Here is a 26,491-nt window from a genome sequence, read left to right on the forward strand (position 1 = left end):
GACCTCAGTCTTCCACTTGCTAGCAAACCACCACCATGCTCAACGCATTGCAGACGCCTTTCGAGAAGGGCAACCAGAATCAGACCACGACCTGGTCCGATTGCATCGCCTGGTACGACAACCTCGCGCACCAATACCCCCAGGTGCTGCGCTTTTCCGTGGTCGGGACCTCCGACGCGGGCGTGCCGATCCACGCCGGCGTGATCTCGGCCGACGGCGTGTTCGACCGCGCGCACATCAAGGCCGCGGGCCCTCCCGTCTTCTTCAACAACAACGGCATCCATCCGGGCGAACCGGAAGGCGTCGATGCGTGCATGGCGCTCGTGCGCGACCTGTGCCAGCAGCCGGACCGCCTCGCGGCATTGGGCAGGACCGTGTTCCTGTTCGTCCCGCTGTACAACGTGGACGGCGCGTTCAACCGCGCCAATACGTCGCGCGTGAACCAGGACGGCCCGGAGTCGTTCGGCTTTCGCGGCAACAGCCGCCACCTCGACCTGAACCCCGACTTCGTCAAGTGCGACACGCTGACGGCGCAGACGTTCAATAAACTGTTCACGGAATGGGACCCGGACGTGATGGTCGATACGCACACGTCCAACGGCGCCGACTACAGCTACACGATGACGCTGATCCCGACCCAGGCCGACAAGCTGGGCGGCGACCTCGGCACCTTCCTGCGCGACGAGATGCTGCCCGCGCTGTACGCGGAGATGGACAGGCGCGGCTGGCCCACGTGCCCGTACGTGAACCCTGTCAAGGACACCCCGATCGAGGGCATCGCCGACTTCCTCGAGACGGCGCGCTTCTCGACGGGCTATGCGGCGCTGCACGACACGATCGGCTTCATGCCCGAGACGCACATGCTGAAACCGTTCGCCGACCGCTATCACTCGATGCGCGCGCTCGTCGAGACGGCGCTGGACTTCACCGTCGCCCACGGCGACAGGATTGTGCAGATGCGCCGCGCCACCCGCGCGGCCGGCCGCACGCGCCGCGAATGGCCCGTGCACTGGGCGATGGACGAGGCGAATCCGTCCACGTTCCGCTTCAAGGGTTATGCGGCGAAGTACAAGGCCAGCGTGCTGGGCGACTACCAGCGCCTGTACTACGACCGCAACGAGCCGTTCGAGCGCGACATCGCGCACTACAACCGTTTCCCGGCCGACGTGGTCGTACCGGCACCGAAGGCCTACGTCGTGCCGCAGCAATGGCGCGAAGCGATCGAGCGCCTGCGCTGGAACGGCGTCAGGCTGGAGCGCGTGGATGCCGAGCGCACGCAGGAAGTCTCCGTGTACCGCATCGCGGCGCTGACGACGCGGCCGCACGCGTACGAAGGCCACATGTTCCACGACGACGTGCAGCTGGAGCGCGTGCGCGAAACCGTCACGATCCGCGCCGGCGACTACCTGGTCCCGCTCGACCAGGACCAGGCCCGCTACGCCGTCGAGACGCTGGAACCGCAGGCCCACGACAGCTTCTTCCGCTGGGGCTTCTTCAACAGCGTGCTGGAAAAGAAGGAAGCCTATTCGGACTACGTGTTCGAGGACGAGGCCGAGCACCTGCTGGCCGCCGAGCCGGAACTGGCCGCGAAGTTCGGCGCGTGGAAGGCCGCCAATCCGGGCCTGCTGAAGGACCAGGGCGTGGTGCTCGACTTCATCTTCGCCAACTGCGCGCGCTGGCGCGAGCCGGAGTGGCGCCGTTATCCGGTCTTCATGATCGACTGATTCACCTGGGGAGAAAAAATGAACTACAAGATCGCCGCCGCACTGGCGCTGCTGGGCGCCGCCTCCGCGGCGTCGGCCGCACCATCCGCGGGCCAGACCTATTTCGAACAGAACTGCGCCAGCTGCCACACGGCCGATGCCGCCATGGGCTCGCGCGCGGGTCCGCCGCTGTTCAACGTCGTGGGCCGCAAGGCCGGTTCGGCACCGGGCTACAATTACACGGATGCGCTGTCGAAGGCCGGCGCGGCCGGCAAGACGTGGACGCGCGCGGAGCTCGACGTCTTCCTGCGCGACCCGACGAAGGACGTGCCGGGCACCGCGATGCCGATCGGGATCGCGGACGCGAAAGCACGCGGTGCCGTGATCGACTATCTCGCCGCGCAAAGCGGCAAATCGGCGGCACCGAAAGCCGCCGCCGCGACGGGGGCGCGTACCGGCGCCTGGACCGACGACAAGCCGGGCGACGTGCACCACATCACGGTCGACCAGCTCGTCGCACCGTTTGCCAGCGAGAGCGCGGGCAATGGCCCCAAGCTCGCGAAGCGTCCGGACGGCGCGCTGCCGGCCGTGCCGAAAGGCTTCAAGGTCAGCGTGCTGGCCGACACGGGCAAGGCGCGCTACGCGCTGCGTGCGCCGAACGGCGACATCCTCCTGGCCGATTCGGGCAAGGGTGAAGTCCGCATCCTGCGCCTGTCGGCCGACGGCGCCAAGGTGGGCACGGACAGCGTATTCGCAACGGACCTGTCGCGCCCGTACGGCCTCGCGCTGTGGCCGGCCGCGAATCCGAAATACCTGTACGTGGCCAACGCGAATTCGGTCGTGCGCTTCCCGTACGCCGCGGGCGACCTGAAGGCGAAGAGCAAGCCCGAGACGATCGTCGAGAAGATCGTCGACGGCCTGGGCAACCACATCACGCGCTCGCTCGCGTTCTCGCAGGACGGCAAGACGCTGTTCGTCTCGGTCGGCTCGGCCACCAACGTCGGCGAAGGCATCGGCGCCACGCCGCCGCAGCCGCTCGCGCAATGGGAAGCCGCGCACGGCCTGGGCGGCACGTGGAACCAGGAGACCGACCGCGCCACCGTGCTCGCGTTCGACCCGGACGGCAAGAACCGCCGCAATTACGCGAACGGCTTGCGCAACTGCGTCGGCATGTTCGTGCATCCGGACACGGGCGACCTGTATTGCAGCGTCAACGAGCGCGACGAACTGGGCGACAACCTGCCGCCGGACTACGTCACGCGTGTGAAGCGCGGCGGCTTCTACGGCTGGCCATGGTACTACCTGGGCGCGCACGAAGACCCGCGCCTGAAGGGCGTCCGCCCGGACCTGAAGGACAAGATCACCGTGCCCGACACGCTGATCCAGGCGCACTCCGCGCCGCTGGGCATGACCGTGTACCACGCCCCGGCGGGCGCGAAGCACGCGTTCCCGAAAGAGTACGACGGCGACATCTTCCTGGCGCTGCATGGCTCGTGGAACCGCGGCATCCGCACCGGCTACAAGGTCGTGCGCGTGATGATGAAGAACGGCGCGCCGACCGGCCAGTACCAGGACTTCATGACCGGCATGGTGCTGTCCGACCGCGACGTGTGGGGCCGCCCGGCCGCGGTGACGGTGGCGGCGGACGGCGCGCTGCTCGTCGTGGATGACGGCGGCGGCGTCGTGTGGCGGATCGTCCCGGCGGACAAACCGTAAAGGCCGCGGCCACGGCGCTTGTCCTGACCGTTGGCGTCCAGGCGCAGGCCGACGTCCAGGACATCGAGGAAGCGGTCCGGATCACGCTCGCCGGCGTCGCCGTCGCCGTCACGTTCGTGGCCGGACACGAATCGTAGGGTGGGCGGCCCTCCGCCCACGCGTGACGCCAACACACCGCGAGCGTCCGCGTGGGCTCGGGCGCGTGACGCCAACACGCCGCAAGCGTCCGCGTGGGCTCGGGCGCGTGACGCCAACACGCCGCGAGCGTCCGCGTGGGCTCGGTGAGCCCACCCTACGTGAAATCACGGAACGCGTTCCGTGATTTCACTTGCTCTCGGCGATCCAGCGATCGACCTTCTTTTCCAGCAGCGCCAGCGGCAGCGTGCCTTCGCCCAGCACGATCTCGTGGAACTTCGGCAGGCTGAATTTCGGGCCGAGTTCCTTTTCCGCGCGCGCGCGCAGTTCCTGGATCTTCAGCGCGCCGATCTTGTAGCCCAGCGCCTGCGCCGGCCACGCCATGTAGCGCTCCGTCGCATTGCGCGCGTCCGCTTCCGTGTAGCCCAGCGTCTCGCGCATGTACTGGATCGACTGCTCGCGCGTCCAGCCCTTCGCGTGCATGCCCGTGTCGACGACGAGGCGCACGGCGCGCAGCATCTCGTCGTTCAGGTGGCCGAAGTAGTCCTCGGGCTTGTCGAACAGGCCCATCTCCTTGCCCAGCGTCTCGGCGTACAGCGCCCAGCCTTCCGTGAACGCGTTGTTGCCGCCGAACTTGCGGAAGTTCGGCAGGCCCAGCTCCTGCATCAGCGCGATGTGGAAGTGGTGGCCCGGCTGGCCTTCGTGCAGGAACAGCGTGACCATGCCCGTGCTGCCGTACTGCTTCGGGTCGTTCACGACGGACCAGAATACGCCCGGACGCGAGCCGTCCACGGCCGGCGGCGTGTAGTGGTCGGACGCGGTCGCGCGCGACAGTTCCGGTTCCAGGCGCAGGTCGAGCGGCGTCTTCGGCCGCAGCGAGAACAGCGCCGGCAGCTTCGCCTGCAGCACCGTGTTCAGGTGGCGGTAGACGTCGATGATCTCGCCCTCGGTCTTGAACGGCTTGTACTTCGCCTGCTCCGACACCCACACCGGCAGGCCGGCCGGCGGGCCGTCGTAGCCCATCTTCGGACCGATGCGCGCGAACTCGCCCTGGATGCGCGCGACTTCCCGCAAGCCGATCTGGTGGATCTGTTCCGGCTGCAGGTCGGTCGTCGTCTGGCTCGCGACGCGCGCGAGATACCAGTCCATCCCCTGCGGCAGCGCGCTCCAGCCCGTGCTCGTGCGGCAGGCCGGCAGGTAGTCGTGCTCGATGAAGTCGGCCAGGCGTTTCAAAGCCGGGTTCAACTTGCCGTCGATGGTGCTGCGATAGCTGGCCGTGAGTTTCTTTTTATCGGCGTCCGAAAAGCCCGCCGGGAAGTTCTTCACGGGCGAGTAGTAGATGCTGTCCTCCGCCTTCGCGGCCACCAGCTGCTTGAACTGGGGCAGGGCGGATTCCATGATCGCCTTCGGCTGCACGATCCCGCGCTTCATCCCTTCGCGCATGTTGGCGATGGCCTGGTCGATCCACGGGGCGAGCTGGTTCAGGCGGCTCAGGTAGGCCTGGTAATCCTTCACGGTGACGAGCGACTGCGCCTGCTGGCCGCTGCTGTAGTTCGCGAGCGTGATCGGCAGCGCGTCCATCTGGTCCAGCGGCAGCAGGTACTCGGGGAACGGCTCGAAGCGCAGCGCGGTCTTGAGCTCGTAGTCGAGGATGTCGTAGCTCGTCTGGTCGCGCTGGGACAAGCCGTCGCGCGGGATCGCGTGCAGGCGTTTCAGGTAGCCCTTGTATAGCGCGTACTGGTGGGCGATGTTCTTCGGTGCGATCGTCATGCCGATCTGGTCGGGGAAGCGGTTGTCGCCGCTTTCGCCGGCGGCGACGGGATCGAAGCGCGCTTCCGCGTCCCAGTAGTCGTCGGCCAGTTTGTTCAGCTGTTTCGATGCGGCGCTGGCGTTCGTGGCGCCGGCCGTGGGCTTGGCCGCGGTGTCGGCGGCGAGGGCCGGCGCGCAGGCGATGAGGCAGGCGGCGGCGAGGGTGCCCAGCTTGAGAGTCTGTTTCATGGATGTTCTATGTGATGACGAAAGTAGGGTGGGCGGCCCTCCGCCCACGCGTGGCGCCAACATGCCGCAAACGTCACGCGTGGGCACGGCGCGCCCACCCTACGGGATTTAATAATTGGCCAGCGGCGCCAGTTGCCCGCCCTTGAAGGTGTAGACCGTGACGGCCGTCTTCTTCAGGTTGCCGCTCGCATCGTAGCCGTACGTGCCGGCCACGCCCTGGTAGCTCATCGTGTGCAGCTGCTTGCCGACGGCCGCGGCGTCCGTCGTGTTCGCGGCCTGCATGGCGCGGGCGATGAACATCGTCTGGTCGTAGAACGCGGGCGCGTACACGTCCGGGTCGCGCTGGTAGCGCTGTTTGTATCTCGCCTTGAACGCGGGGCCGTTGGCCTGCTTGTCGAGCGTCGCGCCGGCCTGCGCGCACATCACGTTCTCGCCGACGGCATCGCCGCCCAGCTTGGCCATCTCGGGGCTGCACAGCGTGTCGCCGCCCAGCAGGCGCACGTTCGCCATGCCCAGCTGCTTCATCTGGCGCGCCATCGGTGCGCCCTGCGGCGCATAGCCGCCGAAGAAGATGGCGTCCACTTTTTTCGCGCGGAACGCGGTCAGGATGGCGGAGAAATCGCTCGCCTTGTCGTTGGTGAATTCGCGGCCGACGATGGTCACGCCCGAGGCGCGCGCCTGCTTCGCGAATTCGTCGGCGATGCCTTGGCCGAACGCGGTGCGGTCGTCGATCACGCCGACGGTTTTAATCTTGAGTTCCCTGGCGGCGTACGACGCCATCGATGCGCCCACCTGGGAATCGCTGGCGACGATGCGGAACACGTTCGGGTAGCGCGCCTGCGTGATCTTGGGACTCGTGCCCACGGTCGACATCAGGATGCCGGCATCGTTGTAGACGCGCGAGGCGGGGATCGCCACGCCCGAGTTGTACGGGCCGAGCACGAACTTGACGCCGGCGTCGGCGAACTTCTGCGCCACGCTCACGCCGGCTTTCGGGTCGCCCTGGTCGTCTTCCGACAGCAGTTCGAATTTCAGCGTCTTGCCGCCCACCTTGAGCCTTTGCGCGTTGAGTTCCTCGACCGCGAGGCGCACGCCGTTCTCGTCGTCCTTGCCGGCGAAGGCGTTGGAACCCGACAGCGGGCCGCTCACGCCGATGCGCACGACCTGGTCCTGGGCGCGCGCGGTCGTCCCGGTCGCGAGCAGGATCGCCGCCAGCGCCAGGGTTTTGATGGTTGATGCCATTCCGTTGTCTCCGTTGTTAATCAACGGCCGCCATCATCGCATGGGGATCTCAAAAAACCTACTGCGCGTTGCCCCGTCGCCCTGCGATGCTCCGCTACGGCGGACCGGCTGTACGTCCGTACAGCTGCGCTTCTCGGACAACGGTGCTGCCGCTCGCGACGGTTTTTTCGAGATCCCGCTGAAGTGTGCAAACTTCAGGCGGGCAGCCCGTGCGTGATCAGATCCAGCGGCAGCGCGGTGGTGCACTTGATCTGCTCCATCGAGAACGCGGAGGAGACGCCGGACAGCTGCGCGGTGCGGATCAGTTTTTTGTAGAAGCGGTCGTAGCCGTCGATGTCGGTCGTGACGACCTTGAGCAGGTAGTCGACGTCGCCGCTCATGCGGTGGAATTCCAGGACTTCCGGCAGCGCGACGACGGCGGAAGCGAAGCGCTCCAGCCATTTTTCGTCGTGCTCGTTGGTGCGCACACTGACGAACACCGTCACGGGCAGGCCGACCTTGTGCCGGTTGACGATGCTGACCCGGCTCTCGATGTATCCCTCTTCCTCCAGGCGTTTGACGCGTTTCCAGCAGGGGGTGCTGGAGAGCCCGACCTTTTCGCTCAGGCCGGAAATCGACAGCGTGGCGTCGGCCTGCAGGGCGGCCAGGATCGCGCAGTCGTATTTGTCGAGTGAATTCATCTTGTCCATCGCACGGTCTCTAGAATGTTCGTTCTTCAGGCCAGGAAAAATCAAAGATTCTTTAGTACGTCATTTTCGGCACCAAACCGTAACATATTACTCAACAATCGCGCTGCTGGCGCATTTATTTTTGGACTTTTAGCAATTATTTTATGGCCCCCGACCTCTACCTCGACGCAAACGCCACTTCGCCGGTCCTGCCTTCCGCGATCGCCGCCGCGGTCGAGGCGATGGAGGCCTCGTTCGGCAATCCGAGCAGCAGCCACGCCACCGGCCTGCGCGCCAAACGCATCCTCGACACGACCCGTGTGCGTGCCCGCCGCGTGCTCGGTGCCGGGCCGGGACGCGTGCTGTTCACGAGCGGCGCCACGGAAGGCATCCAGACCGCCGTGCTGTCGGCCCTCGTCGCCGTGCGCGAGCGCCGCGCGGCCGGGGAAGACTGCGGTGACCTGCTGGTCTATGGCGCCACCGAACACAAGGCCGTGTCGGAAAGCCTCGCGCACTGGAACCGCCTGCTCGGCACCGGGCTTGCCTTGCAGCCGCTGCCCGTCGACGCGGCCGGCCGCCACCGCCTGGACGTCCTGCGCGACCTGGCGCCGCGCGCGGCCATGGTCTGTACGATGGCGGCCAACAACGAGACGGGCGCCATCTCGGACCTGGACGGCATCGCCCGCGTGCTGCGCGCCAGCGGATCGACAGCCTACTGGATGGTCGACTGCGTGCAGGCGCTGGGCAAGCTGCCGCTGGATCTCGCGACCACGCGCATCGATTACGCGCCGTTCTCCGGCCATAAACTGCATGCGCCGAAAGGCATTGGCATCCTGTACGTGCGCGACGGCGCGCCGTACACGCCGCTGATGATCGGCGGCGGCCAGGAAGGCGGCCAGCGCTCCGGCACGGAAAACATGGCCGGCATCGCCGCGCTCGGCGCCGTGCTGGCCGCACTGGAAGAGGGCACGACGTTCCGCACCCACGCCGAGCTGGCCGCCATGCGCGACCGGCTCGCGGCCGCATTGCGCGACGCGTTTCCCGGCATCGTCTTCAACGCGCCGTTCGAGCACACCCTGCCGACCACGCTGAATGTCGCCGTGCCCGGCGTCTCCAGCAAGGACCTGCTCGACCTGTTCGACGCGGCCGGCGTGCGCGTCAGCGCGGGCTCGGCCTGTTCCGCCGCCAAGGCCGCGCCCAGCTACGTCCTCGACGCGATGGGCCTGCCCCTGTGGCGCAGCGGCGGCGCCGTGCGCCTGTCGATCGGGCCGCTCGCGGACGACGCATTCGTCGACGCCGCCTGCGCGCGCATCCGCCGCTGCGGAGACGCGTTGCGCACGTCGCCGCTCAGCGGCGGCAATCCCGGCGTGATGCAGGTCAGCGGCGACGGGCGGCATGGCTGGATCGTGTTCGATGCCGGGACCTGCGTCGCGATCGATCCGCCGCCGGGGCAGGTTGACCGCATCGCCGCGCTCGCGCGTGACGCGGGCCTGCGCATGGAGGAATTCGACGCGGCGGACCGCGCCACCGTCGCGCTGGACGACGGCAGCCATGCGCCCTGCATACCCATCGGCGGGGCCGTACTGGCCCGCCTGCCGGATGGCTGGCTGCTGGGCGAGGCGCAAGACGGCCGCTTGGCCCGCACGGCCGTGCGCCAGGTGTTCGGCGCCATCGATGCCGGCCGCCTGGCGCAGGTCGCACACGCTGCCGCCGTGATCTGCCACGGCACCGACGTCGATGGCCTGGCCTGTACGACGGTGAACGCGCTGCGTGCCGCCGGCGTGCCGGGCCAGCTGCACCCGGACGCGCTGGACGTCTTCCTGCGCCGCCACGCGGACGCATTGCTCGTCGACGTACGCGAAGCCGGTGAAACCGCGGCCGGCGCAATGACCTTGCACGGCCGCGCGGCGCACCACGTGCCGCTGTCGCGCCTTGCCGAGCATATGCCGGCATGGTTGTCCGATCCGGCACGGCCGATCGTGTTCGTCTGCCGCAGTGGGAACCGTAGCGCGAAGGCCGCCCTGTGCCTGTGCCGCGCGGGGCATGCGCAGGCGTGGACCCTCGTGGGTGGGCTCGCGCTCGCGTAGAACATACCGATCGTCAATGAGCGTTCGCTAACGCACAGTTTCGCGGCACCTGATTGCTTAGCATGGCGGCAGCCGTGCGCCCTCGTCTCACGCTTCATCCGAATGGTCGCGTCCCGCGTCAGCCGGCGGTCGATTGCGCACGCCACCACGAGGTTCCTGTTGAAAGAAGAAAAAGCGCTGCCGCCCGCAGCCGGCTTCGCCGATGACGACGCCCCGCTGCGCGCCGAACTGTTTTCCGCCGCCCAGATGGCCGTCCACGGCCGCCGCCTCGCCGCGCGCCATCAACTGGCCGACGCGCCGGGCAGCGACCGCCTGCTGGACCGCCTGGACGACAATGCCGCCGTCATCGCCGACGCCTGCGCCGGCCTCGCGCGCGCCGCCCGCGCGGGCGTGCGCCTGCCGCCGGCAGCCGACGCGCTGCTCGACCATGCCTGGCTGATCGACGACCACGTCCGCCTCGCGCGCCGCCATCTCCCCGACGACGACTGCTGCGCGCTGCCCTGCCTGCAGGACGCCGATGCGCCGGGCAACCCGCGCGTGTACCAGCTGGCGCTGGACGTGATCGCGCATGGCGACGGCCGGCTGGACGCGGAAAGCCTCGCGCGCTTCGTCGCGGCGTACCAGGAAGGCGCGCCGCTGGCGCTGGCGGAACTGGCGGCGCTGCCGGCCATGCTGCGCCTCGTGCTGATCGAGAACCTGCGCCGCCTCGCCGTGCGCCAGGCGGACACACGGCGCCAGCGCGTGCAGGCCAACCGCTGGGCCGACCGCATGACGGCGCGGGTCGAGGAGCGTCCCGGTGACCTGATCCTCGTCGTGGCCGACATGGTGCGCGACGTGCAGCCGATGAGCTCCGGCTTCGTGGCCGAACTCGCGCGCCGGCTGCAGGGACGCGGCGGCCCGCTCACCCAGGCCTTGCAATGGATTGCCACGCGCCTCGCGGACGAAGGCCGCACGATCGACCAGGCGATGCAGGCCGACGTCACGCAGCAGGCCGCCGACGACGTCTCGGTGACGAATTCCATCGCCAGCCTGCGCCTGCTGGGCAGCATGGACTGGCGCGAATTCACCGAGACGATGAGCGCCGTCGAGCAGGCGCTGCGCGGCGACCCGGCCGGCGTCTACGGCCGCATGGACGGTGCCACGCGCGACCATTACCGCCACGTGGTCGGGCGCCTCGCGCGGGACGCCGGCCGGCGCGAGATCGAAGTGGCGACGGAAGCGCTGGCGCTGGCGGCGGAAGGGCATGACGCGCGCCGGCGCCACGTCGGCTTTTACCTGGCTGGCGACGGGTTGCCGCAGCTGAAACAGCGGCTGAACCTGCGCCCCCGACGCGTGCGCGCGCTGCCGGCCTACCTGGGCGCCGTCGGCGCGTGCACCGCGCTGTTCGCGGGTGCCACCGTGGTCCATGCGGCGCAGGACGGCGCCAGTCCCGCACTGCTCGTCGCGATCGGCCTGCTGGGCGCCCTCGGTGCGAGCCGGCTGGCATTGGCCCTCGTCGACCTGATGGCCGCGCGGCTCGTCGCGCCGGCGCCGCTGCCGCGCATGGATTTCGGCGCCGGCATCCCGCTGGACGCGCGCGCCATCGTCGTCGTGCCCGCGCTGCTGTACGGCCGCGACAACGTGGCGGCCCTCGTCGAGTCGCTGGAAGTGCACTACCTCGCCAACCGCGATCCGCACCTGCGCTTTTGCCTCCTGACCGACCTGGCCGACGCGCCGCGGCAGGAGGTGTACGGCGACGCCGACCTGATCGAACAGGCGCGCGCCGGCATCGCCGCGCTGAATGCGAAGTATGGGAAGTGCCGGCCGTTCCTGCTGCTGCACCGCCAGCGCACGTGGAGCGAGGGCGAGGGCGCCTGGATCGGCCGCGACCGCAAGCGCGGCAAGCTGGAAGACCTGAACGCGTTCCTGCTGCGCGGCGAGCGCGCGCCGTTCGCCGTGATCGAGGGGCCCGTCGACGGCGTGGACGAGATCCGTTACGTGATCACCTTGGACGCCGGCACCGGGCTGCCGCGCGACGCCGCCCGCGCTTTCGTCGCCGCGATGGCGCATCCGCTCAATCGCCCCGTGCTCGATGATGGTGGCCGGCGCGTGGTGGCCGGTCACGGCCTGCTGCAGCCGCGTATGACGGCCGCGCTGCCGCCGGAACACGCGTCGCGCTATGAACGCCTGTGCGGCGGCGCACCCGGCATCGAGCAGGACCTGTTCGGCGAAGGCACGTTCGCGGGCCAGGGCATCTACGACGTGGCCGTGGCCGACCGCGTGCTGCGCGGCCGCCTGCCGGACGACCGGGTGCTGTCGCACGACCTGCTGGAAGGCAGCTACCTGCGTGCCGGCCTGCTGGGCGACGCCCACCTCGTGACGCCATGCCCGCCGCGCTACAGCGACGACGTCGCCCGGCGCCACCGCCAGATCCGTGGCGACTGGCAACTGGCCGGCTGGCTGCGCGACCGCGTGCCGAGGGCGGACGGCAGCCGCGAAGCGAATCCGTTGCCGCCGCTGGCGCGCTGGAAGCTGTTCGACAACCTGCGCCGCAGCCTCGTCGCGCCCACGCTGTGCATCCTGCTGGTGCTGTGCTGGGCGCTGCTGCCGGCGCCCGCGTTCTGGACCGCGGCCGTACTGGCCGTGTTCTTCGTGCCGTTCGCGCTGCGCACGCTCGTCGCCCTGGCCGACAAGCCGCACGACGTCGCCCCCGGCGCGCACCTGCGGTATTGCGCGCACGACGCGCGCATCGGCCTCTATCACGCGCTGCTGGACATGGCCTTCCTGCCGCACGAGGCCAGCTACAGCGTGGACGCGATCGCGCGCGGCGCGTGGCGCATGCTCGTGTCGAAACGGCTGCGCCTGGAGTGGCGCGCGCCCACGCTGTCGCGCTCCAGCACGGACATGGAGTCGAACTGGCGGAACATGTGGTTCGCGCCCGCGTTCGCGGTGGGCGTCGCCGTGCTGCTCAGCTTTGCGAATCCGCTCGCGCTGTTCGCGGCGGCGCCCCTGCTGCTGCTGTGGTTCCTGTCGCCCGTGCTCGCATGGTGGGTCAGCCTGCCGGCCGCGCGTCACGCACCGCACCTGGCGGATGCGCAGCGCCGCTTCCTGCGCACGACGGCGCGCCGCACGTGGGCATTCTTCGAAGACCACGTCACGGCGGAGAGCAACTGGCTGCCGCCCGACCACTTGCAGGAACACCCGGCCCCCGTCGTCGCGCATCGCACGTCGCCCGCAAGCATGGGCTTCGCGCTGCTGGCCAACATGACGGCCTGGGACTTCGGCTACGCGCCCACGGGCGATCTGCTGGCGCGCACGCGCGCGACACTCCAGACGATGGGCCGGCTGGAACGCCAGCGCGGCCACTTCCACGACGCGTACGATACGCGCACGCTGGAGCCGCTGTCCACGGCTATCGGCGGCAGCGGCAACCTGGCGGCGCACCTGCTCACGCTGGCCGCCGGCCTGGAGCGGCTGGCCGATGAGCCCATCGCCTCCAGCCGCGCACTGGACGGCATCCGCGACACGCTCGACGTCGCCGATGAACACGCCGTGCCCGCCGTGCGCGAGGCGATCGGCGCGCTGCGCCTGCACATCTCGCCGGAGCGCTGCCGCAATGCGGGCACCTTGCCGGGCCTCGCCGATTGCCTGCAGACGCTGGCGCGCGACGCCGAGGCGTTGTGCGCCGCCGTGCCGGACGACGCCGATCCGCAGCTGCGCGACTGGGCCGGCAGGCTGGCGCGGCAAACGGCGGCCGCGCAGGCGGACCTGCTGGCGATGGCGCCGTGGATGCGCGTCGTGCAGGAATACGTGATCGATTCGAGCCTCACCCGCATCCCGACAGTGCGCGAGCTGGCCGGCTTCGGCATGAAGGCGCCGGGCGAAGACTTGGAACCGGACGAGCGCACGCGCCAGCTGCTGCTGGCCGGGCTTGTCGAGGAAGGCAGCACGAACGCGCGGGTGCGCCTGCAGGAGATCGAGCAACTGGCCCGCGCCGCGCGTGCGTGCGCGGACATGGATTTCGGTCTGCTGGCCGACGCGGACACGGAATTGCTCGCATCGAATGCCCGCCTGGCCAGCTTCACCGGCATCGCGCGCGGCCAGCTGCCGCAGGAACACTGGACGGCGCTGGGCCGCCAGATGTGCCGCGCGTACGGCCACCCGGTGCTGCTGTCGCCGGACGGCGCGCTCGATGACTACCTGGCGCCGCTGCTGGTGATGCCGGCGTACCGCGACACGCTGCTGGACCGGACGTACCGGGGCATCGTCCGCGCGCAGGCGGAATACGGCCGCCGTCGCGACGTGCCGTGGGGATTTGCGGCATCCGGCTACAACGCGATGGACGCCGCGTTGCATTACCAGTACCGCGCCTTCGGCATACCCGAGGTGGGTACACGGCGCGGCACGCAACGGGTATCGGGCGAGGACCTCGTCGTCGCGCCGTATGCCGCGCTGCTGGCGCTGATGGTCGAGCCGGAGCGCGCGTGCGCCAACCTGGAACGCATGGCGCAGCTGGGCTTCACGGGCCGCTACGGTTTCTATGAAGCCGTCGACTACACGCCGGCACGGCGGCCCGCGGGCCAGGCCCATGCGATCGTGCGCGCGTTCATGGCGCACCACCAGGGCATGGGTTTGCTGGCGCTGTCCTGCCTGCTGCACGACCGGCCGATGCAGCGCCGCTTCGCCGCCGAACCGCAGTTCCTGGCCGCGTTGCCGCTGCTGCAGGAACCGGTGCCGCGCGCCGCCGCGGGGCGCCACGTGGAGGTCGACGACACGCGTCCGCGCGCACCCGACACCGCCACGACGGCGCGCACGGTGACGCAGCCGGATGCCGCGCCGCAGGACGTGCAACTGCTGTCCAACGGCCGCTACCACGTGCTGGTGACGGCGAGCGGCGCCGGCTACAGCGCGTGGCGCGACGTGGCCGTCACGCGCTGGCGCGCGGATCCGACCGCCGGCGACAGCGGCCATGTCTGCTACGTGCGCGACGTGGACAGCGGCGCCGTGTGGTCGAACACGTGGCGGCCCACGCTGGCGCGGCCCGAGCATGACGAAGCCCGGTTCTCCGAAGGCCGCGCGGCATTCCGCCGGCGCGACCACGGCATCGAACTGCACACGGAGATCGTCGTCGCGCCCGACGACGACGTCGAACTGCGCCGCCTGCGCATCGCCAACCGGACGGGCACGACGCGCACGATCGAACTGACGAGCTACGCGGAGGTGGCGCCGGCCACCGTGCAGATGGAGATCCTGGCGGAGCGCGACGCGCTCGTGTGCGCGCATGGGCAGGCATGGCTGCTGAACGTGATGACGGTGCACGGCGCGGACGCGCCCGCGGCCCAGTTCGGGACGGACCGCGCGCACTTCATCGGCCGCGGACGGAGCAGGGCGCATCCCGCCGCGCTGGAGGGCCGCGCGCCGCTGGACGGCCTGGACGGCGCCGTGTCCGATCCCGCGCTGGCGATCCGCCGCATCCTGACGCTGGCGCCGCACCAGGAAGCGACCGTCGACATCGTGCTGGGCGTGGCCGAGACGCGCGACCACGCGCTGCGCCTGATCGACAAATACCGCGACCGCCAGGTGGCCGACCGCGTGCCCGAACTCGCATGGACGCACGGCCAGGTCATGCTGCGCCAGTTGAACGCGAGCGAGGCGGACGCCCAGTTGTACGCGCGCCTGGCCGGCAGCGTGCTGTGTCCGCAGCCCGCGCTGCGCGCCGACCCGGCCGTCATCGCGCGCAACCAGTACGGCCGCGCCGACCTGGAAGCCCTCGGCATTCCGGGCGACCGTCCGCTCGCGCTGCTGCACCTGCGCGACGCCGCCAACCTCGGCCTCGCGCGCCAGGCGGTCCAGGCGTATGCGTGGTGGCGCGCGAAGGGACTCGCCGCGAACCTCGTGGTCTGGTGCGACGGCCCGGCGGCGCTGCAGGACGAGGTCATGCGGCTGCCCGGCGCGGGCGGCGTGTACGTGTGCACGTCCGAGCAGCTGTCGCTGGAAGACCGCATGCTGATGCAGGCCGCGGCGCGCGTGGTCCTGGCGGACGACCAGGGCAGCCTCGCCGAACAACTGCGCCGCGCGGCCGCGCGCAAGGCCGAGCTGCCGCCCGCGCTCGTGCCGACCGCCGCCCCGGGCCAGGACGAAGAGGCCGCGCAGAAACTCGTGCAGGACGGCGGCACCGGCGGCTTTACGGCCGACGGGCGCGAATACGTCATCCGTACGGACCCGGGCCGGCGCACGCCCGCGCCGTGGGTCAACGTGCTGGCGAGCCCGATGTTCGGCACGGTGATCTCGGAAAGCGGCCAGGCGTACAGCTGGAACCAGAATGCCCATGAATTCCGCCTGACGCCGTGGGACGACGATGCCGTGGCCGGCCGCGGCGGCGAAGTGTTTTATCTGCGCGACGAGCAGACGGGCGTGTTCTGGTCGCCGACGGCGCTGCCGGCACCCTCCGGCGCCGGCTACGTCACGCGCCACGGCTTCGGCTACAGCGTGTTCGAACACGCGGCGCACGGCATCCACAGCGAGCTGCTGACGTATGTGGCGCTGGACGCGCCGCTGAAACACATCGTGCTCAAGCTGCGCAACGACGGGGCCGCGGCGCGGCGCCTGTCCGTCACGGGTTACGTGGAGTGGGTGCTGGGCGAGCTGCGCGCGGACGCCGCGCCGCACGTGGTGACGGAGCAGGATCCCGTCAGCGGCGCGCTGTTTGCCCGCAACGCGTGGAACGGGGATTTCGCGGGCCGCGTCGCGTTCTTCCACCTCGATGCCGAGCACGTGGCGTTTACCTGCGACCGCGCGGAATTCATCGGCCGCGACGGCAGCCTCGCCAATCCGGCCGCGCTCGGGCGCACGACCTTGTCCGGCCGCAGCGGCGCCGCGCTCGATCCGTGCGCGGCGCTGCAGACCGTCGTCGACCTGGCGCCGGGAGAAGAACAGGAACTCGTGTTCATGCTCGGCGTGGGAGGACGCCGCAACCTGGACGCCACCGGCATGGTCCAGCGCCACAGCGGTGCCGTGACCGCCGCCGCCGACCTGGCGCGCGTGCGCGACTTCTGGGACGACACGCTGGGCGCCGTCCGCATCGAGACGCCGGAGCCGGCGTTCGACGTTCTCGTCAACGGCTGGCTGATGGTGCAGGCGATCGCATGCCGCATGTGGGCGCGCACGAGCCATGACCAGTCGGTCGGCGCGTACCGTTTCGGCGACCAGCTGCAGGATGCGATGGCGGCCGTGCACGTGCGTCCGGAACTGCTGCGCGACCACATCCTGCTGTTCGCCGGCCATCAGTTCGTCGAAGGCGACGTGCAGCACTGGTGGCATCCGCCGACGGGCCGCGGCGAGCGCACGCGCTGCACGGACGACGCCCTGTGGTTGCCGCTCGCGGTGCACCGCTATGTGGGCGTGACGGGCGACTACGCGCTGCTGGACGAGATCGCGCCGTTCATCGAAGGCCGCGCGCTCAGGCAGGACGAGGCGGCGTATTGCGACCTGCCCGAGCGTTCGCAGGAACAGGCCAGCATCTACGAACACTGCGTGCGCGCGCTGCGCCGTGCCCTCGTATTCGGGCCGCACGGCCTGCCGCCGGGGGCGGGTGGCGTTGGCGAGAGCGTCCGGCTCGGGTTCTTCCTGTACGACGTGCTGTGCCGCTTCGCGGAGCTCGCCGACCGCCGCGGCGATTACGGTTTCTGCACGACCTGCCGCAGCGCGGCCCAGGTCCTCGCGCACAACCTCGACGGCAACGCGTGGGACGGCGCCTGGTACCGGCGCGCGCATGGCGACGACAGCGCGAGCGGCATCGATGCGGCCACGCAAAGCTGGGCCGTGCTGTCCGGCGCGGCCGACCGGGACCGCGCGCGCATCGCGATGGAGGCGGTGGACGCGCATCTCGTGCGCGACGACGGCGGCGCCCAGGACACGCAGGCGGCGATCTGGGCGGCGATGGCGTTCGCGCACCTGGGCGACACGGAGCGCGCGTGGGCGCTGGCGCGCAGGCTCGTTCCGGCCGAGCACACGGCGCCGTACGTGATGACGGCAAGCTGGTACGCGGGCTCGGCCGGCTGGATGTATCGGTTGATCGTCGAATCGTTGCTCGGGGTGACGCGCGCCGGCGAAACCTTGACCTTGATGCCACGCCTGCCCGCCAACTGGGAAGGCTTCCGTCTACACTACCGCTACCGCGGCAGCCAGTACACGATCGCCGTGCGGCGCGCGGACGAGCCGCTGCTCCAGGTGGACGGGGTGGCGCAGCAGGGCAATACGATCGCGCTGGTGGACGACGGCCGGACGCACGAGGTGGAACTGCACGTGGCTTCCCGCCACGACGACATGCAAATGGATAAACCCTTAAATTTTGTCAATAAGTTAATGTCTAACTGACAATTTTATGAGTTGCGGATCAAGGCCGACATGCATGCAATTGCAAAAATTGCATCATGAAAACCTCGATCCCCACTCTCTCCCTGGTGCTGGCCGCGGCCGGCGTGTTCAACCCTTGGTTTGGCTCTGCGTCGGCCGCGACGCTCGAACACCGCGAGTTCGACGCGACCCTGCTCGCGCCGTACCGCGGCGACGTTCGCGATGCGCGCTCGTTCATCTTGTCGTTCAACTATCCTGGCCTGCACGCGCGTCGTCCCGTGACATGGCGCCTGGAACTCGTCGCGCCGTCTGGCCGCCGCGTCGCCCAATGGCAGGGGCGGCTCGCGCTGGGCGGTACGCCGCCGGGTGCACAGTCGCGTGTCGTGGCCGTGCGCTGGCCGGGCATGCTCGCCGGCCGCAAGCCCCCATCCGGCATCTACCGCGTGCGCCTGCATGCCGCCAGCGGCAGCGAGACGGCCGACCAGGCCTGGGACATCGCCGTCGGCACCGTGCCGGCGCCCGCGCTGCCCGCGTTTTCTCCGCTGCCGACGGGACGCGCACCCATGATGGCCATGCCGGCGCCGGGCGCGCTGCCGTACACGGTCTATTACGGCAACCTGCACAGCCAGACGCGCGACAGCGACGGCGGCGGCCCCGTCGACAACTGCCACGGCGCGCAGGATCCGCAGACGGCGCCCTACGGTCCGGATGTCGCCTACCCGTATGCGCGCAGGCACGGCCTGGACATCCTGATGGTCTCGGAGCACAACCACATGTACGACGGCTCGGACGGCACGAACCTCGATGCCGATCCCGCGCTGGCGAAGGCGCTGTACCACGCCGGCCTGAAGACGGCGCGCGATTATTCGGATGCGAACCCGGGCTTCCTCGCGCTGTACGGCATGGAATGGGGCGTGATCGGCAACGGCGGCCACCTGAACATCTTCGACAGCGACGAACTGCTCGGCTGGGAAAAGAACGGGAAGGGCGAGCTGCTTGCGGACACTCCAACGGCCAAGAGCGACTACGCTGCGCTGTACGCCCTGATGCGCCAGCGCGGCCTGACCGGCCAGTTCAACCATCCCGCGCCGACCGGCCAGTTCACCGTGAACGGCACGCCGCTCGCCTACACGCCCGACGGCGACGCCGTGATGGCCTTGTGCGAAGTGGTCAACAGCACCGCGTTCTCCGTCAGCGAGAACGAGGGCGAAACGCGGCGCAGCACTTTCGAACTGGCCTGCAACAAGCTGCTGGAAGCGGGTTACCACGTGGCGTTCAGCAGCAACCAGGACAACCACTGCGCCAACTGGGGCGCGTCGTACAGCAACCGCAGCGCCGTGCTGATCCCGAACGGCGTGCCGCTGACGCGCGCCAGCTTCCTCGAGGCCGTGCGCGCGCGCCGCGTGTTCGCGACGATGGACAAGGATGCGCAGGTGGTCCTCACCGCAAACGGCCACCTGATGGGCGAGCGTTTCGACAATACGGGTGCGCTGCGGCTGCAGGTCGCCTACGCCAGCGCGGCGGGCCGGCAGGCCGCGACGGTGGCGATCATCGAAGGCGTCCCGGGACGCAACGGCGACGTGAGCCAGCTGTCCGACAAGGCCGACGTCACGACGGCGCCTTCGCCGGGCGCGCATTTCTATTATGCGAAGGTGACGCAGGACGACGGCAAGATCCTGTGGTCGGCCCCGGTCTGGGTGACGCAGCAGCCCTAGAAGCCCAGGCTGCGTCCCGCGCCGAACAGGGTGGCGATGCCAAGCACGGCGAAGATCAGCGCCGCCAGGCCGTGCACCAGCTTGAGAGGCACACGTCCGGCGATCCGGTCGCCGAAGTACACGGCCGGCACGTTCGCGAGCATCATGCCGAGCGTCGTGCCGGCGACCACCGCCACGGCGGACGAGTAGCGCGCCGCCAGGGCGACGGTCGCGACCTGCGTCTTGTCGCCCATCTCGGCGACGAAGAACGCGAGCACGGTGGTCAGAAAAACGCCGAAGCGCGCCAGCGGCGTCTCGTCCTCGTCCACCTTGTCCGGCACCATGATCCAGGCGGCCATGCCGAGGAAGACGATGCCCAGCACCCAGCGCATGACGTCTGGGCCGAGCAGGCGGCTCACGAGCGCGCCGACGGCGGCGGCGAAGGCGTGGTTGGCGACGGTCGCGACGAAGATGCCGGCCACGATGGGCAGCGGACGGCGGAAGCGTGCGGCAAGGAGGAAGGCCAGCAACTGCGTCTTGTCGCCGATTTCGGCGAGGGCGACGATGCCGGTGGAAACGAGGAAGGCATCCATGGAAAGGCGGATCATAGCAGAGGTGTGGCGCCGACGCGAACATGCTATCCTGCCCCGCGCTTCCACCATCCGAGGAATCCAAGAGTGCAATCCATGACCCGCATCGCAGCAGCGATCCTGCTCGCTTTCTCCGGCGCCGCACTGGCGCAGACACCCGCCACCGCCCCCGCCGCATCTGTCATTACGCAGGATGCCTCAGCCCTGAACGCCCGGCTGGCCACCGACGTCGAACGCACGATGAAGCTGTTCGACGTGCCCGGCATCGCGATCGCCATCGTCAAGGACGGCAAGGTCGTCGCCACGCAGGGCTTCGGCGTGCGCAAGCTGGGCGCGCCGGACAAGGTCGATGCAAAGACGCTGTTCGAAGTCGCGTCGAACTCGAAGGCCTTCACGGCGGCCGCGCTGGCGATGCTCGTCGACGAAGGCAAGCTCGCGTGGGACGATCCGGTCACGCAGCACCTGCCGGACTTCCAGATGTACGACGCGTACGTCACGCACGAGATGACGGTGCGCGACCTGCTCACGCACCGCAGCGGCCTGGGGCTGGGCGCCGGCGACCTGCTGTGGTGGCCCACGACGAATTTCTCGACCGACGAGATCATCCACAAGCTGCGCTTCATCCGCCCCGCCACGAGCTTCCGCAGCAGCTATGCGTACGACAACCTGCTGTACATCGTGGCCGGCAAGATCATCGCGGCCAAGTCAGGCAAGACGTGGGGCGAGACGATCCACGAGCGCATCCTCGCGCCGGTCGGCATGGTCTCCACGACGACGAGCCTCGCGGAAAGCGCGGGCAATCCGGACGTGGCGAATGCCCACAGCAAGATCAACGACAGGATCGCGGCCGTGAAGGCGATGCCGGTGCCGAACGCCGTGGGCGCCGTCGGCATCAATACGAATGCCGAGGACATCGCGCGCTGGATGAACGTGCTGCTGGCGGGCGGCAAGGTGGGCACGGACGCGAACGGGAAGGAGATCCGCCTGTACAGCGCGAAGCAGGCGCGCGAGATGTGGACGGCGCAGACGCCGATGCGCATCAGCGAGCCCGATCCCAAGCTGGCCGCCACGCGCCCGAACTTCCTCGCGTATGGCCTCGGCTTCCAGCTGCGCGACTGGCAGGGCAGGCTGGTCGCGATGCACAGCGGCGCGCTGCAGGGCTTTTATTCGAAGGTGGTGCTCGTGCCGGATGCGAAGCTGGGCATCGCCATCCTGACCAATGCGGAAAGCGGCGGTTCGCTGAACGCGCTGCAGTACCAGCTGCTCGACCGCATGCTGAACCCGGCCGCGGCGACCGACTGGATCGGCATCGTGAAAGCCGTCGAGGACGAGAACCACGCGAAGGAACTGGCGCGCATAGGCAAGGCGAACGCCGCGCGCGCGGCGAAGTCGCAGCCGTCGCTGGCGCGCACGGCGTACGACGGCGAGTACCAGGATCCTTGGTACGGCATCGCGACAATCCGGCACGAGGGCAACCGGCAGATCCTGACGATGTCGCGCACGCCGGACCTGACGGGCGAACTGGAACACTACCAGTACGACACGTTCATCGTGCGCTGGAAGGAGCGCAACTTCAATGCGGATGCGTACGTCACGTTCGCACTGAACCCGGACGGGAGCATCGAGCGGATGCGGATGCAGCCCATCTCGACCGAGACGGATTTCAGCTACGACTTCCAGGATCTGAACTTCACGCCGGTGAAGAAGGCGGTGCCATAACTATCGACCTGCGGCCCATGAACCGTCGCCCCTGCGAAGGCAGGGGGCCAATTTTGCGTGCGCGGCTACTCAGATAAACTTGGGTCCCCGCCTGCGCGGGGACGACGGTATATTTAAATCGCCGGCACCGGCGAGTACCCTGAAATCGCCCGATACTTCCCATTCCCGTACCGAAGCACCTGCTTCTGGTCGATCGCCGCCGGCGGCCCCGCATACGACTCCGCGCGGCTGATCGCCCCCTGGTAGTGGATGGTCAGGTCGCCCGGCCCCTCATGCGTCGCGTCGATGCTCCAGCTGCTCTCGATCGCATAGCAGTCGTGCGTGTCCGGCGCACCGCCGTCGTCGCGTGCGATGGGGTCCTGCGCGTGCGGCTTCACGAGCGGAGCCAGGCGGCGCTGGCAATCCGCCGCGCTGTCGACGTTGATGCCGGACAGTGCCAGCTCCACGGCCGGCTCGCGCCGGACGGCGTCGCGGCCCACTTCGTACACGGCGAGCCAGGTGCCGCAGTAACCCTGCCAGCAACTGCCGTATTCCACCGCGACGGCCGGGCGGCGCGCGGCCAGCGGGACTTCGCGCACGGCGGCGGCACCGGAAAAGCCGCGCAGCGCGAAGATGCCCTGGCGTCCACGCACGCCCCACGTGCCGCCATGCTGTTCGAACTGGTAAGCAGCCAGTGCCAGCGGCGTCGCGTGGACGGCGCTGGAGCGGCCGTCGTCCCCGGCCGGCACGAGGCCCGCGATGAGGGTCAGGTGTGTGGGGTCCGTGCGCAGCACCAGTTTCGGTTCGACGAGTACGCGGTTCTGCCCCACGTTCCAGCCCGCGTAGATGCCGTGCCCGGTGCCGGGAAGCGGCGGCAAGGCCGCGCTGTGCACGCGGCCGGCCGCGCTCTCGCTCCAGCCGGGAAAGGCCAGCGCGGCCAGCTGGGCCGGCGTGGGTAACGGTTGCGCGGCCGCGGCCAGGCAGGGCACGCAGGCGGACAGCACGGCCGCGCCCAATGCGGCGCGGCGTAACGAAAGTGCAGACGCCATCAATTCTTCCTGCCGTTCCAGACGTCCAGCATGTCTTGCGAGCCTTGCGAGCGGATGCCGTTGTCCTGCAGGATGCCCTCCGTGGCGTCGACCATAGCCTGGCGCGGCAGGACCATCGTCTCGCCCAGGCGCTGGTCGAAGCGCAGCACGACGAGGTCGTCCTTCAGGTCGCGCAGCACGGCCACCAAATGGCGCAGGCTGCGTACCGGAACGCCGTTGATCGACTCGACGACGGAGCCGAAGCGGTTGCTGTAGCCCGTCACGAGCTTGTGCGGGAAGAACGGCGAGCTGATGACGACGAGTTCTTCGCGCTGCGCGTCCGGCTCGTCGCCGCGGCGCGTGACCAGCGGGCTGGCGTTGAAGCTGTAGGCGTTCAGCAGGTGCGCGTTGTTGCTGATGAAGGACAGGTATTCGGCCGTGGCGCGCGAGAACACGATCGGGCCGTACACGAAGTACGACGGATAGTCGCCGTCCAGCGGGGGAATCAGCAGGGGACGCGGGCCGTTCACCGGCACCTGCACCTGCATGGTCTTGCCGCCGCGGACGATGGTCAGCGGTACCTTGCCGTTCTTCGCGACCTGCTGTACGCGGTACTGGAAGCGCACGCGCAGGTTGGGCCCGAGCCTGACCATGCCCTGGTCGTCGATGGGGTAGTCGCCGATGCGCGTGATGACGTCCCATTCCTTCAGCGGATACGCGGCATCGCTGCGGTACGGGCGGTGCACGACGACGCCGTCGACCGACTTGTCCAGCTTGAGGTACTGGCGCAGGACCGGGTTCTCCAGCGTCTGGATATCGTCCAGCAGCAGCGGCTTGCCGTCGTAGCGGCCGTCGGCCACGTCGCGCAGGAACAGCTCCACTTCCTCGTTCGGGATCACGTAGCCGATGTTCTGGGCATTCGCCGCCACCGAGAACGCGAGGCCGACCATCTTGTCGCCGTCGATCACCGGACCGCCGCTGTTGCCGGGGTTGATGGGCGCGTCGATCTGCACGCGCAGGCCCGCGCTGCCGTAGCCGTAGGGGACGAATTCGACGCGCGAGACGATGCCCTTGGTGACGGACAGCGACGTGCCGCCCATCGGATAGCCATAGGCCATCACGGCTTCGCGCACGTCCGGCAGGACGCTCGTGCGCTTGACCGGGTGGTGCTTGTCGAAGAACGATTCGTCGTCCAGTTTCAGCAGCGCGAGGTCCATGCCGCGCGCGATGGCCACGACGGTGGCGCCGACCTTGTCGCCGTCCTGGCTCGCCTGCACCTGCACCTGGCTGGCGTAGCCGACGACGTGGGCGTTGGTGAGGATCCGGTTGCCCTCGATGACCACGCCCGATCCCGTGATCTCTTGCGGCGTGGCCTTGGTCCAGGGCTTGAACGGGTCCGGGCGGCGCAAGGTGCTGAAGATCTTGACGACCGAGTTCTCGACGGCAGGCGATACGGGCAGTACTGCGGTCGACGGTGCGGTAGACGGTGCGGTCGGCGGGGCGGTGGCCAAGCTGACTTCCTGGGCCTGGAGCGTGCAGCTGGCCAGCGCGATTGCGGCGGCCGCTGCAAGGCGAACGATCTTCATGGAATCCCTGTTTTGGTGTGCAAATGTGACATGCAAACGTTGCCGTCGCAATATACACGGTGCTTAACTGTAAAAATGCACGAATTCTCACGCGTAACCATTCAGTAACCTCGTGTTGTATCCAGGCGTAATGACGCATGCATATGCGAGGTGTCCGGCCCACCTGTCGCGGACACCGGGCGGACAGTCGCGGACACCGAAAAACGCCGGAACGCGTGCAAATCCGCCGCCTGCCACGTGGCATGAACATTGCCTATTCAAAACGTCAACTTGCTGCTAAGGTGCATCGGCTTCACGACCCCGCAGTAAAAAAAGGAGCGGCCCGCAATCCGGGCCGCTGACCAAAAAGAAGTGTGTGATTTCAGGAGAACCCATGGAACGCCGTACCTTCCTTAAAATCGGTGCCGGGACCGCCGGTGCCATGCTGGTACCCGTCTTCGGCAACGCCATCGCCGCCGAGGAGCTGCTCACCGCGATGCCCATCGCGGCCAAGAAGGCGCTGGCCGACACCGCGCTGAACGCCGCCACCAGGGCCGGCGCGAGCTATTGCGACGTGCGCATCGGCCGCTATCTCAACCAGTACATCATCACCCGCGACCTGAACGTCGAGAACGTGACGAACACGGAATCGGCCGGCGTCGGCGTGCGCGTGGTGTGCAACGGCGCGTACGGCTTCGCCGCCACCAACGACATGACCCCGGACGGCATCGCGGGCGCGGCGCGCCAGGCGGTGGCGATCGCCAAGGCGAACGCGAAGCTGCAGTCCGAGCCGGTCCGTCTCGCACCGGTCAAGGGCGTGGGCGAGGTGGCGTGGGCGACTCCGATCGTCAAGGACTGGCGCGCAGTGCCGATCAAGGAAAAGGCCGAACTGCTGATCGCGGCGAACAAGGCGGGCATGGATGCCGGCGCGAGCTTCATGCAGTCGATGCTGTTTCAGGTGAACCAGCAGAAGTACTTCGCATCGACCGACGGTTCGTACATCGACCAGGACCTGCAGCGCCTGTGGGCGCCGTTCTCCGCGACCGCGGTGGACAAGGCCAGCGGCAAGTTCCGTTCGCGCAGCGGCCTGTCGACGCCGGTCGGCATGGGCTACGAATACCTGGACGCCCGCAAGGAAGACAAGATCAAGGCGGCGGGCGGCGTCGCCACGCTGTACACGAAATCGTACGACATCGTCGAGGACGCGCGCGCCGCGGGCCGCGACGCCAAGCGCAAGCTGACCGCGAAGTCGGTCACGCCGGGTAAATATGACCTGATGCTGTCGCCGGAACACCTGTACCTGACGATCCACGAATCCGTCGGCCACCCGACCGAGCTCGATCGCGTGCTGGGCTACGAGGCGAACTACGCCGGCACCAGCTTCGCCACGCTCGACAAATGGGAGTCGAAGTCGTTCAAGTATGGCTCGCCGCTGGTGAACATCGTCGCCGACAAGACGACCCCCGGCTCGCTGGGCAACGTGGGCTACGACGACGAAGGCGTCAAGGCCAAGCGCTGGGACCTCATCAAGGACGGCATCCTCGTCAGCTACCAGGCCACGCGCGACCAGGCGCACATCATCGGCAAGGAAGAATCGGACGGCTGCTCTTACGCGGACAGCTGGAGCAACGTGCAGTTCCAGCGCATGCCGAACGTCTCGCTGCAGGCCGGGAAGAAGAAGCTCACGCCGGACGAGATGGTCAAGGACATCAAGAAGGGCATCTACATCGTGGGCGACGGTTCGTTCTCGATCGACCAGCAGCGCTACAACTTCCAGTTCGGCGGCCAGCTGTTCTACGAGATCAACAACGGCAAGATCGGCCAGATGCTGGAAGACGTCGCGTACCAGTCGAACACGCAGGACTTCTGGAATGCGTGCACGGCGATCTGCGACGAACGCGATTGGCGCATGGGCGGCTCCTTCTTCGACGGCAAGGGCCAGCCTCCGCAGATCAGCATCGTGTCGCACGGGTCGTCGACCGCGCGCTTCAACGGCATCAACGTCATCAACACCGCCCGCAAGATCGGCTAAG

14 protein-coding genes are annotated in these 26,491 nt (G+C 68.8%); 8 read left to right on the plus strand and 6 right to left on the minus strand.

What is annotated here, in order from left to right; all coding sequences use genetic code 11:
• The first annotated feature begins 35 nt into the window (after window positions 1-35).
• The 3 genes from ACEN98_RS17020 to ACEN98_RS17030 are packed head-to-tail and all read left to right on the plus strand — an operon-like array spanning window position 36 to window position 3,556.
• Window positions 36-1,724 (plus strand): M14 family zinc carboxypeptidase, encoded by a 1,689-nt coding sequence (locus tag ACEN98_RS17020; protein ID WP_413386049.1) that lies wholly within the window; start codon window positions 36-38, stop codon window positions 1,722-1,724.
• An 18-nt stretch (window positions 1,725-1,742) separates the two neighbouring features.
• Window positions 1,743-3,419: a PQQ-dependent sugar dehydrogenase gene (locus ACEN98_RS17025; RefSeq protein ID WP_413386050.1), complete on the plus strand. Its 1,677-nt coding sequence runs from the start codon at window positions 1,743-1,745 to the stop codon at window positions 3,417-3,419.
• The gene (locus tag ACEN98_RS17030; protein ID WP_413386051.1) at window positions 3,389-3,556 is read left to right on the plus strand and encodes a hypothetical protein; all 168 of its coding nucleotides are present in this window, start codon (window positions 3,389-3,391) and stop codon (window positions 3,554-3,556) included. The genes ACEN98_RS17025 and ACEN98_RS17030 overlap by 31 nt, the downstream gene beginning before the upstream one ends.
• 187 nt (window positions 3,557-3,743) lie before the next feature.
• Here ACEN98_RS17030 and ACEN98_RS17035 read toward each other — a convergent pair whose 3' ends face one another.
• The 3 genes from ACEN98_RS17035 to ACEN98_RS17045 all read right to left on the minus strand — a co-directional run bounded on the left by ACEN98_RS17035 (window position 3,744) and on the right by ACEN98_RS17045 (window position 7,474).
• Window positions 3,744-5,552: a DUF885 domain-containing protein gene (locus ACEN98_RS17035; RefSeq protein ID WP_413386052.1), complete on the minus strand. Its 1,809-nt coding sequence runs from the start codon at window positions 5,550-5,552 to the stop codon at window positions 3,744-3,746.
• Window positions 5,553-5,660: 108 nt separating this feature from the next.
• Window positions 5,661-6,794, minus strand: coding sequence for a branched-chain amino acid ABC transporter substrate-binding protein (locus ACEN98_RS17040; RefSeq protein ID WP_413386053.1), 1,134 nt, complete (start codon window positions 6,792-6,794; stop codon window positions 5,661-5,663).
• A 194-nt stretch (window positions 6,795-6,988) separates the two neighbouring features.
• Window positions 6,989-7,474 (minus strand): Lrp/AsnC family transcriptional regulator, encoded by a 486-nt coding sequence (locus ACEN98_RS17045; protein ID WP_413343381.1) that lies wholly within the window; start codon window positions 7,472-7,474, stop codon window positions 6,989-6,991.
• 152 nt (window positions 7,475-7,626) lie between these two features.
• Between ACEN98_RS17045 and ACEN98_RS17050 the strand changes: the two genes are divergently transcribed.
• The 3 genes from ACEN98_RS17050 to ACEN98_RS17060 all read left to right on the plus strand — a co-directional run bounded on the left by ACEN98_RS17050 (window position 7,627) and on the right by ACEN98_RS17060 (window position 19,598).
• Window positions 7,627-9,549, plus strand: a complete 1,923-nt coding sequence (locus ACEN98_RS17050) for an aminotransferase class V-fold PLP-dependent enzyme (RefSeq protein ID WP_413386054.1) — start codon at window positions 7,627-7,629, stop codon at window positions 9,547-9,549.
• Between the two features lie 159 nt (window positions 9,550-9,708).
• Window positions 9,709-17,904, plus strand: a complete 8,196-nt coding sequence (locus ACEN98_RS17055) for a GH36-type glycosyl hydrolase domain-containing protein (RefSeq protein ID WP_413386055.1) — start codon at window positions 9,709-9,711, stop codon at window positions 17,902-17,904.
• Window positions 17,905-17,960: 56 nt separating this feature from the next.
• The gene (locus ACEN98_RS17060) at window positions 17,961-19,598 is read left to right on the plus strand and encodes a CehA/McbA family metallohydrolase (RefSeq protein WP_413386056.1); all 1,638 of its coding nucleotides are present in this window, start codon (window positions 17,961-17,963) and stop codon (window positions 19,596-19,598) included.
• On the opposite strand, the gene ACEN98_RS17065 is transcribed toward ACEN98_RS17060, so the two are convergent.
• Window positions 19,595-20,170 (minus strand): TMEM165/GDT1 family protein, encoded by a 576-nt coding sequence (locus ACEN98_RS17065; RefSeq protein ID WP_413339035.1) that lies wholly within the window; start codon window positions 20,168-20,170, stop codon window positions 19,595-19,597. The two genes, ACEN98_RS17060 and ACEN98_RS17065, sit on opposite strands and share 4 nt — an antisense overlap.
• A 93-nt stretch (window positions 20,171-20,263) precedes the next feature.
• Here ACEN98_RS17065 and ACEN98_RS17070 point away from each other — a divergent pair, with 93 nt between their 5' ends.
• Window positions 20,264-21,886 (plus strand): serine hydrolase, encoded by a 1,623-nt coding sequence (locus ACEN98_RS17070; RefSeq protein WP_413386057.1) that lies wholly within the window; start codon window positions 20,264-20,266, stop codon window positions 21,884-21,886.
• A gap of 113 nt (window positions 21,887-21,999) precedes the next feature.
• Here the strand turns inward: ACEN98_RS17070 and ACEN98_RS17075 are convergent, their stop codons facing one another.
• Together ACEN98_RS17075 and ACEN98_RS17080 are read right to left on the minus strand one after the other, a co-directional pair.
• Entirely contained in the window at window positions 22,000-22,914 is a 915-nt protein-coding gene (locus tag ACEN98_RS17075; RefSeq protein WP_413386059.1) for a hypothetical protein, read from the minus strand.
• Window positions 22,914-24,479, minus strand: coding sequence for a trypsin-like peptidase domain-containing protein (locus ACEN98_RS17080; RefSeq protein WP_413386060.1), 1,566 nt, complete (start codon window positions 24,477-24,479; stop codon window positions 22,914-22,916). The genes ACEN98_RS17075 and ACEN98_RS17080 overlap by 1 nt, the downstream gene beginning before the upstream one ends.
• Window positions 24,480-24,852: 373 nt before the next feature.
• Between ACEN98_RS17080 and ACEN98_RS17085 the strand changes: the two genes are divergently transcribed.
• The gene (locus ACEN98_RS17085) at window positions 24,853-26,490 is read left to right on the plus strand and encodes a TldD/PmbA family protein (RefSeq protein WP_413386061.1); all 1,638 of its coding nucleotides are present in this window, start codon (window positions 24,853-24,855) and stop codon (window positions 26,488-26,490) included.
• Window position 26,491: the final 1 nt, after the last annotated feature.

This window comes from Massilia sp. CT11-137, from assembly GCF_047302885.1.
Lineage (GTDB): Bacteria > Pseudomonadota > Gammaproteobacteria > Burkholderiales > Burkholderiaceae_D > Telluria > Telluria orientalis.

Excerpts from the sequence above, each read along its gene's own strand:
- ACEN98_RS17045 (WP_413343381.1), bottom strand. The coding sequence starts at position 7,474 with ATGAATTCACTCGACAAATACGACTGCGCGATCCTGGCCGCCCTGCAG.
- ACEN98_RS17070 (WP_413386057.1), top strand. The coding sequence starts at position 20,264 with ATGACCCGCATCGCAGCAGCGATCCTGCTCGCTTTCTCCGGCGCCGCA.
- ACEN98_RS17025 (WP_413386050.1), top strand. The coding sequence starts at position 1,743 with ATGAACTACAAGATCGCCGCCGCACTGGCGCTGCTGGGCGCCGCCTCC.
- ACEN98_RS17035 (WP_413386052.1), bottom strand. The coding sequence starts at position 5,552 with ATGAAACAGACTCTCAAGCTGGGCACCCTCGCCGCCGCCTGCCTCATC.
- ACEN98_RS17065 (WP_413339035.1), bottom strand. The coding sequence starts at position 20,170 with ATGGATGCCTTCCTCGTTTCCACCGGCATCGTCGCCCTCGCCGAAATC.
- ACEN98_RS17085 (WP_413386061.1), top strand. The coding sequence starts at position 24,853 with ATGGAACGCCGTACCTTCCTTAAAATCGGTGCCGGGACCGCCGGTGCC.
- ACEN98_RS17020 (WP_413386049.1), top strand. The coding sequence starts at position 36 with ATGCTCAACGCATTGCAGACGCCTTTCGAGAAGGGCAACCAGAATCAG.
- ACEN98_RS17050 (WP_413386054.1), top strand. The coding sequence starts at position 7,627 with ATGGCCCCCGACCTCTACCTCGACGCAAACGCCACTTCGCCGGTCCTG.
- ACEN98_RS17080 (WP_413386060.1), bottom strand. The coding sequence starts at position 24,479 with ATGAAGATCGTTCGCCTTGCAGCGGCCGCCGCAATCGCGCTGGCCAGC.
- ACEN98_RS17040 (WP_413386053.1), bottom strand. The coding sequence starts at position 6,794 with ATGGCATCAACCATCAAAACCCTGGCGCTGGCGGCGATCCTGCTCGCG.
- ACEN98_RS17060 (WP_413386056.1), top strand. The coding sequence starts at position 17,961 with ATGAAAACCTCGATCCCCACTCTCTCCCTGGTGCTGGCCGCGGCCGGC.
- ACEN98_RS17075 (WP_413386059.1), bottom strand. The coding sequence starts at position 22,914 with ATGGCGTCTGCACTTTCGTTACGCCGCGCCGCATTGGGCGCGGCCGTG.